General features: G+C 69.0%; 6 protein-coding genes. All 6 read right to left on the bottom strand.

Annotated elements, in window-relative coordinates; all coding sequences use genetic code 11:
- Window positions 1-1,065: MlaD family protein (locus I0Q12_RS24990; protein WP_231611379.1), on the bottom strand; the 1,065-nt coding region annotated here is incomplete at its 3' end.
- Complete coding sequence (locus tag I0Q12_RS24995) at window positions 1,062-2,171, bottom strand: MCE family protein (RefSeq protein ID WP_307846510.1); 1,110 nt, start codon at window positions 2,169-2,171, stop codon at window positions 1,062-1,064. The genes I0Q12_RS24995 and I0Q12_RS24990, both read right to left, overlap by 4 nt.
- A 32-nt stretch (window positions 2,172-2,203) precedes the next feature.
- On the bottom strand, window positions 2,204-3,298 hold the full coding sequence (locus I0Q12_RS25000; protein ID WP_231611380.1) for an MCE family protein: 1,095 nt from the start codon (window positions 3,296-3,298) through the stop codon (window positions 2,204-2,206).
- A complete protein-coding gene (locus tag I0Q12_RS25005) occupies window positions 3,295-4,314 on the bottom strand; it encodes an MCE family protein (protein ID WP_197255744.1) in 1,020 nt (339 codons plus the stop codon). Before I0Q12_RS25005 ends, I0Q12_RS25000 begins: the two co-directional genes overlap by 4 nt.
- 17 nt (window positions 4,315-4,331) lie before the next feature.
- On the bottom strand, window positions 4,332-5,375 hold the full coding sequence (locus I0Q12_RS25010; RefSeq protein ID WP_197255746.1) for an MlaD family protein: 1,044 nt from the start codon (window positions 5,373-5,375) through the stop codon (window positions 4,332-4,334).
- A partial coding sequence (locus I0Q12_RS25015) for an MCE family protein (protein ID WP_197255748.1) occupies window positions 5,372-6,223 on the bottom strand: 852 nt, incomplete at its 5' end. The genes I0Q12_RS25010 and I0Q12_RS25015, both read right to left, overlap by 4 nt.

The following is a 6,223-nucleotide window of genomic DNA, read 5'->3' on the forward strand; positions in this document are numbered from 1 at the left end:
GGGGAAGTCCGGGCGCGAGGGCGCCGACCGGGGCAGCGGATAGTCGCACGGCACCCTCGGGTAGACGTCGACCGCGCCCCAGATTCCGCCGTCCCGGAAGACGGTCCCGATCGACTGGAGTGTCGACCCGTCGCGCTGCTGCGGGAAAATGAACTCCTGCAACGCCGGCAGGCGCACGTTCACCATCTGCGTCACGGTGACCAGGCTGCCCAGCAGTTGCACCATGGTCGGCGAGTTGTCGGCGAACAGGGCGTCGATGCTGCGCACGGTCGCCGGGGTCTGCTCCAGCAGCTGCCGCAGGCCGCCGTCCATGGCGCTGACCCCGCGCAGGGTGCCGTCGAGATTCGCCGCGGTCGCGGCCAGGCCGGGTGCCGTCTCGGACAGGGTGGCCAGAACGACCTTGTCGGTCTGCAGGATTCCCAGGGTCTGCGGCAGCACCGCGTGCAGCGTGGACACCAGGAACGTTCCGCCGTGCACGATGTCGCGCAGTTTGTGGACTCCCTCGGGACCGGTCCCGAGTTCTTTCGTGATCACGGCCAGATCGTCGGGGTCGATCTGCGCCAGCATCGGCTCCATGTTCTCGAGCATCGTCGCCATCGGGACGGGGGTCGACGTGTTCGATTCGTCGACGACGGAACCGTCGGTGAGATAGGGGCCGTCGTCGGTGGTGGGCTGGAAATCCAGGAACTGTTCGCCCGCCGGGGACAGGCTGGACACCCGCACCTGCCCGGTCGCCGGGATCGGCACGGCGGCGTCGATCACCGCGACCGCCCGGACGCCCGTGCCGTCGATATCCACCGACTCGACCCGGCCGACCGCCACCCCGCGCAACGTCACGTCCTGACCCGGCAGCAGACCACCGGACTGCGCGAGCCGGACGTCCACCCGGATCGTCGCCCTCGCCGGGTTGAGCTCCAACGTATTCAGGAACAGGTAGGCGACGCCACCGACGAGCAACGCGACCAGAGCCAGGACCGACAGCGCGGTCCGGTGTCGCCGGCCCCACCGCACCCCGGAGAGCAGCCCCCGCGCCGAGGCCTCGACGATGTCGCCCTGCGTGCTCATCGCGGACCCTCGAGCCGTTGCTGGAGGCGGAACATCGTCACCGCGAGCGACCCGGCGAAACGCTCCCAGTCCCCCGCGTCCGGGAGCCTCGATCCCGGGTCTGCGTGGTAGTTCGGGTCGTCGAACGCGCCGAGCGCGAACTGCGAAATCGACACGTCGACATGACCGGAGGTGCCGCTGGTGAGCTTGATGATCGGGCCGAGGATCCGGTTGACGTCCTCGATGCTGGCGCCCGGCGCCGTCGCCGCCGCGTTCAGCCATCCGGCGATCCGGTTGATGTCCTGCACCATCCCACCCGCACCTGTCCCGTTGATCGACGGGAACCGCTCCAATTGCTGGGTGATCCGGGTGAGCTGGTCGACCGTGCCGAGAATCGCCTGGGTGTTGTCGGCGACCACCCCGAGGGCCGGTCCGGCTGCGGCGAGCGCGGAGTCGATACTCTGCTGCCGCTCCACGACGGTGTCGGCGAGGGCGTTCGCCGAACCCAGCACCGCTTCGATCTCCGACGTCCGCGCCGACAGCGACGCGACCAGCGTGGTGGACTCGCGGACCAGCGCACCCAGTTCGTCGCCGCCGTCACCGACCGATTCACCGAGACCGTTGACGAGTTTCGTCAGATTCCGGATGGCACCGCCGTTGACCAGCATCGCCGCCGTCGAAAGCACCTCCTCGACCGTCGCGCCCGCGGACGTCGACTCCACCGGGATGGTGTCGCCGTCCTGCAACACCGCACCCCCGGGGTCGGCGGGCGGTTCCAGCGCGACGAAGACGTCTCCGAGCGGTGTCGCGGAACGCAATTCTGCCCGCGTGCCCTGGGGTAGCAGGGTTCCGTCCCGGAGTTGCATCCGCACCACCGCCAGGTAGTCACGGACCTCCATGTCCAGCACGAATCCGACGTCGGCGCCCTTCACCCGGACCTTCGCCTTCGCCGGCAGGTTCAGCGCGTTCCGGAAGATCGCGGTGACGACGAAGCCGTCGCCCCCTGTCCCGGGCGCGGGCAGCGGGAGCTGGCCGAGCCCCACCGAGCAGCCGGCGAGCGCCCAGCAGAGCACACAGACGACGGCCACCGCGATCGGCGACAGCCGTGACTGCCGTGCCGCAGGCACCCGTGACCGCCCAGCCGAGCGTCGAACCGTCCTCACGGGACCACCCCCGCCACGGTCGCCAGCATCGCGGTGATACCGAAGTCGGGTCCGAAGTCTTGCGGTTTGCCGGTCGCGCACCCCAATTCCTGAAGTCCGGCGAGATTGCAGACCTCCTTGAGCATCTGGTGGTCGAACAGAATCCGGTCGGCGAAGGTGTGCACGCGGACCACTCCGTTGGTGCGGTCGATCGCGTTGTACGCGTTGTCGAGCAGCAACGGGGCCACGTTCAGGAACTCCGACATCTCCCGCTCGTAGTCGCTCATCGCCCGAGTGAGGGTCTCGGTGCTGGCGACCGTGCCCTGAATGGGAATTCGGTTCTGTGCCAGCATTTCCTCTGTCCGGATGAGGATTTCGTTCAGTTTGGAACCGGTGTCGCCCTGACCGAGGGCCTCGTCGGCGAGCATGTCACTGAGCCGACGCAGGCTCCCGCCGAATTCCCGGATCGTGGCATCGTTGTCGGCGGCCGCCTGGGTGAGCGCGTTCAGGTTGTCGACGAGGGTGACGATCGAGTCCCGCGTGGCGCTCGGGTCCTCCCCCGTCCGGAGCGCGTCCGATAATCGGCTGAGGGCCTCGCGCATCGCCGGACCGTTCCCCTCCAGCGAATCGGCGGTGACCGCGAGCATCCTCCCGACCGGGCCGTCGCCGCCGTCGTCGCTGCCCAGTTCCCGCGACAGGGTGTCCACCATCGACAGCAGCCGGTCGAACTCGATCGGTGTTCGGGTGCGGTCCAACGGCAGGAAAGCGTTGTCCGACAACACCGGACCGCCGGTGTAGGCGGGCGATAGTTCGATGTGCCGATCGGTCAACACGGACGAGGACACCGCGACCGCCTGCACGTCGACCGGGACGGGGACCTCCGGATCGACCTCCATCGTGATATCGACCGCGGTGCCGCGCGGCTCGATGGTGACGATCCGGCCGACGGTGATTCCGAGCACGGTCACCTTGTTGCCCTCGTACAGTCCTGCGCCGCTCGCGAACTGGGCGACGATGGTGCGCTGCTTTTCGCCCGGCCACGCGGCCGCCGCCGCAACCACGACGAGCACGAGCATCAGCGCCGCCGTGAACCCGATCCGCCGGCGGTTCATCGGCATTCCTGGAAGTACGGGTTCGCTGCGAGTTCTTCGGCGCGCCCGCTCAGCGCGCACATCCAGGAGTCGACCAGGACGCCGGCCGGCCCGGTGAAGTCGACGTAGTTTCCGGACCCCGATGCGTTGGTGAAATTGCGCACCGGCAGGGGCGCCACCTCCAGGATGTTGCGGAGCAGGTCGTCGTGCCGGGCCAGCGATCCGAGCATGCTGTCGAGTTCGGCCATCAGTTCCTGGATCTCGGGGCTGTCGTCGACGACGGTCCGGTGCAGCTCGTCGATCAGGGTGGTCGTCGCGGCGAACATGCCGATCACCGACTCCCGGCGCCGGTCGAGTTCCGACATAAGATCGCGGCCCTGCACCATCAGGGACCCGATGTTCGACTGCTGCGTCCGGATCACCGAGGTGATCCGCTCGGTGCCGCTGATCAGGTCGCCGATCTGCGTGCGCCGGGCGGCGACGATCTCCGCGAGGGTGCCGGCGTTGGCGATCGCCTGGGGCACCACCTCGGGTGCCCCCTCCAGCTGGCCGGTCAGTGTGGTCATCGCGTCGGCGACCTCCGCGGCGTCGACCTGCTCGAAGGTGCTGGTCGCCCCTTCGATCGTCTCCTGCAGATCGTAGGGAACTTCGGTGTGGTCCAGTGGAATTCGCCGGTCCTCGAAGGTGCCGGACCCTCCCGGCGTGAGCGCGACGTAGCGCGAGCCGAGCAGCGTGGTGAGTTTGATCGACGCCCGCGTGTCGGCACCGAGCGCGACGTCCCGGTCGATCTTCATCGTCACGTTCACCCGGTCACCGGCGAGTTCGGCGCCGGTGACCTCTCCGACCGCGACGCCCGCCACGGTCACCTGGTCGCCCACACGGATCTCGGCGGCCTGCGCGAACTCGGCCACGATCTCACGGCGTCCGGGATCGATTGAACTGACCCCGACGATCGCCAGGACGACCACGACGAGGGCGACGACCCCGGCGATTCCGAGCCGCAGCGAATCCCACTCCTCGACCGGTTTCCTCGTCATCGTGTGCACCCCCGTCCTCATGGCTGACAGATCGGCGAGTACTGGGCCTTGCCGCCCGGCGTGGAGTCGGCGACCATCTCCGGAACCAACGGCACCAGGAACGGAGCGAACCCGAGTGGGTTGAGATCGCACACGTAGGCGCCGAGGAAGCTGCCCTCCTGACTGATCCGGGCGAGGCCCTTGAGCAGCAACGGCGCGTTGGCGCCCAGGTATTCGAAGTCTTCCTTCCCCGCGTTGAAATGGGAGGAGAACCCCGGCTCCCGGTCCAGGAACTCGGTGACCTCGGGCCGGGTGGCCGCGGCGATCTCGGCGACCCGGTTCCCGACCCGAGTGATGGTCTCCGCGGACGTGACCAGGTCGCTCCTGCGGGACGCGAGCTCGGTGAAGATCACCTGGGAGCGGGTGATAACGTCCTGAAGATCTCCGGACTGCCGGGACAGCCCGGTCAGCGCGGTCCCGAGTTGGGTGATCAGATCCCCGAGAACCTCGTCCGGGCCGGCGATCGACTCGGCGAGGGCCGAGGTCTGCGCGAGCAGCCGCGTGATCGATCCCGCGTCGCCGCCGAGGGCACCGACGAGCGCTTCGGAGAGGTCGTTGACGCTGTCCGGATCGAGGACGCTGAACAGCGGTTCGAATCCGTTGAGCAACAGTGAGATGTCGAAGGACGGTTCGGTGTGGTCGACGGGGATCTCGGCGCCCGGTTCCAGCGGCGTCGGCGTGCCGAAGTCGCCGAGCGACAGCGCCAGATAGCGCTGGCCGATGAGGTTCTGATAGGTCACCGCGGCCCGGGTGTCGCCGCTGAGTGTGTGGTCACGGTCCACCTGGAAACGTACTCGGGCGAGATTGCCGTCGAGATCGATCGAGTCGACGCGGCCGACGCGGACCCCGGCGACCCGGACGTCGTCGCCGGAACGCAACCCGGATACATCCGTGAACACGGCGGAGTAGGTGTGGGTCGAGCCGCTCATCCCGCGGCGCAACGTGTTCAGGATCGTCCAGGTGAGGACGACGGAGGCCACCAGGAACAGCGAGAGCCAGATGATCGAGCGCCGGTAGCTCATCGTCCTCCCTCCGCGACAGGGACCGGATCCCCGGCTCCCGCCGGCACGGGGACGGTGTCCACGCTCACGTTCATCCCGCGCAGCAGAGGTCCGAGAATCAGCGAGGCCGCCGTGGTCGCCTGTTCACCGAGCAGTTCCCGCAGGGCCTCCATCTCGGCGGGGCCGCCGACCGGGCCGACGTTGCCGCCCGACAGAGCCGCGGGTGGCCGGAAGTTGCGCGGGTCCAGGCTCGCCGGCAGCACCGGCTGCGCACTGCCGGCCGGTGCCGGCCACGTGCACGACGGACCGGCGAGGTCGCCGTAGCGGGGGCAGTCCGCGGGGCCGTAGACCTTGTGCGGCGTCAGCGTCCACACGAAGTGTCCGGTGCCGCGCTGGCGGGCAGGGTCCCAGAATTCGGTCGAGAACCGGCGCGATACGACCGCGATGTCGGTGGCGATCCCGGGGAAGGCCGCGCCGCCCGCGGCGAGCAGGTCCAGCACCGGGGCCAGCTGACCGGTGATGGTGATCATCCGGTCGGCATTGTTGCCGAGTGCCCGTTCGGTGGTTCCCATCGTGTACTGGCCGGCTGCGAGCAGGTCGGTGAGTGCGGCCTGTTTCTCGGCGACGGTCAGCATCGGCACGGCCGAGTGATGGACGGCGTCGAGCAGTTCGGGTGCGGATTCCTGGAGTCCCCGCAGCGCGGTGGCCAGGTCGACCAGCTGGGACCGGTCCGAACCGTCGTCGACGGCGGCATTGAGCGCGGTGGTCATGTCGACGAGTTGCCCCCCGGCGTCGCGGATCTCCTGCCCGCGGTTCTCGGTCGCCGATGCGAGCGCGGTCAGCACGCCGACGGTGGCGTCGCGGCGGTC

This window comes from Rhodococcus sp. CX (genome assembly GCF_015865005.1).
Lineage (GTDB): Bacteria > Actinomycetota > Actinomycetes > Mycobacteriales > Mycobacteriaceae > Rhodococcus.